General features: G+C 41.6%; 2 protein-coding genes. Both read left to right on the top strand.

What is annotated here, in order from left to right:
- Positions 1–144 precede the first annotated feature (144 nt).
- Positions 145–810 carry a putative hydro-lyase gene (locus AABK37_RS41245; RefSeq protein ID WP_432557154.1) on the top strand — a complete coding sequence of 222 codons (666 nt, stop codon included), beginning with the start codon at positions 145–147 and terminating at the stop codon, positions 808–810.
- The gene (locus AABK37_RS41240; RefSeq protein ID WP_432557153.1) at positions 725–1,528 is read left to right on the top strand and encodes a DUF4392 domain-containing protein; all 804 of its coding nucleotides are present in this window, start codon (positions 725–727) and stop codon (positions 1,526–1,528) included. The genes AABK37_RS41245 and AABK37_RS41240 overlap by 86 nt, the downstream gene beginning before the upstream one ends.
- Positions 1,529–1,709: the final 181 nt, after the last annotated feature.

Below are 1,709 nucleotides of genomic sequence, written 5' to 3'. Positions count from 1 at the left end.
CTGAGGTACTAGAAACTATTACACCAGAAGTGATTATTTCTCTCACCTCTTACGACTTCATTCTTGAAGCTTTATTTAGCGCAGCTTCATAAAGAATTGGTATAAGTCTGAAAATTAAAGCACGATTGCAATATGCGATCAACCATGAACTCATTCACACATAAAGAAATTCGTCAACTATGTCGGCAGGGTAAATTTCAAAGTCCTACTCCTGGCTTCGCGTCTGGATATGTGCAAGCAAATTTAGTCGTTTTACCAAAGTCTGTCGCATTTGACTTTCTGCTGTTTTGTCACCGCAACCCCAAACCTTGTCCTTTACTGGATGTGACTGAGGTTGGAGATGCCGAACCGCGAATGGTTGCACCTGGATCTGATTTGAGAACTGATTTACCTTGCTACCGTGTTTTTCGTCACGGTGAATTAATAGACGAAGTTACGGATATTAAACAATTATGGCGTGATGATTTTGTCGCGTTTTTAATCGGCTGTTCGTTCTCTTTTGAAACCGCGTTGCTGAGTGCTGGTGTACCCGTTAGACATATTGAGGAAAAGAAAAATGTGCCGATGTATAAGACTAACCTTTCTTGCATGTCTGCCGGCGTTTTTTCTAGTCCGTTAGTGGTTTCGATGCGTCCTTTGTTACCTGCTGACGCAATTCGCGCTGTAGACATTACCAGTCGTTTTCCCAAATCTCATGGTGCGCCGGTGCATTTGGGAGATGAAAATGCGATCGCTCGCCGAACATTCATCACCTCATGTCGCAATTATCACCGGCTTTTTCATGCCTTATGGAAATCCACCCGCAGCTGAAACTGATGGTCCGATAGGTTGCGCTCAATTGGCTGCGGGACTGCATCGCGTTGGAATTACTGTGAGAATTGTCACAGATTCTATGTGTTTTCATGCAGTAAAAATTGCCGTTTTTGCTGCTGGAGTTCCGGCGAATATTCCTTTTGATATTGTACCTGTTGCAAATAACTCAAATGATGCGATCGCTTCAATTTTAAATTTATGGTCATCTCTAGAAAAGCCTGTTTCTCATATAATTTCGATTGAAAGAGCTGGTCCTAGCGACGATGGAATTATCCGCAATATGAAAGGACAAGATATAACGGATCATACTGCTGCTTTGCATCTTTTATTTAATAATAAAAAATTTATCTCTATAGCAATTGGAGATGGTGGTAATGAAATAGGGATGGGAAATATTCCCAGAGAAGTTATCAAGGAAAATATTCGTTATGGAGAACGAATTGCTTGCATAACAAGTTGCGATTATCTGATTGTTTGTGGTGTTTATAATTGGGGTGCGACTGCTTTATTAGGGGCTATTTCTTTACTGCGTCCGGAATGGAAAGCGGGAATTTTTGAGGGATTAAATCCAGATGTTGAGTTTCACATTTTAGAAACAATTGTGAATGCAGGTTTAGCTGTAGATGGAATTACGGGTGTGCAAAGTTTAACTGTTGATAATTTATTTTGGGATTTTCATGCTCAAGTTTTGGAAATGATGATTGAAATAATATGAAACGAACCGCGTTCGCCCTTGGCGTTGCCGAAGGCTAGACGCGAAGAGCGCAAAGAAAAGAGAATAAGAGAGTTTTTCTATAGCAGTTCCCATTCAGATGCGGTACAACATTATATCGTCGCGTGTAGGGGCACGGCACTGCCGTGCCCCTACGGGTGTACCTCACGTAACCGAGAATTGC

The sequence above is a fragment of the Tolypothrix sp. VBCCA 56010 genome, from assembly GCF_050875635.1.
In the GTDB taxonomy this organism is placed as follows: Bacteria; Cyanobacteriota; Cyanobacteriia; order Cyanobacteriales; family Nostocaceae; genus Hassallia.
Note: the sequence above shows the minus strand (reverse complement) of the source record. Positions and strands in the feature narration are given on the sequence as shown.

What these genes read in the sequence shown, in the direction of transcription:
- AABK37_RS41240 (WP_432557153.1), top strand. Translation starts at nt 725, where the DNA reads ATGCGATCGCTCGCCGAACATTCATCACCTCATGTCGCAATTATCACC.
- AABK37_RS41245 (WP_432557154.1), top strand. Translation starts at nt 145, where the DNA reads ATGAACTCATTCACACATAAAGAAATTCGTCAACTATGTCGGCAGGGT.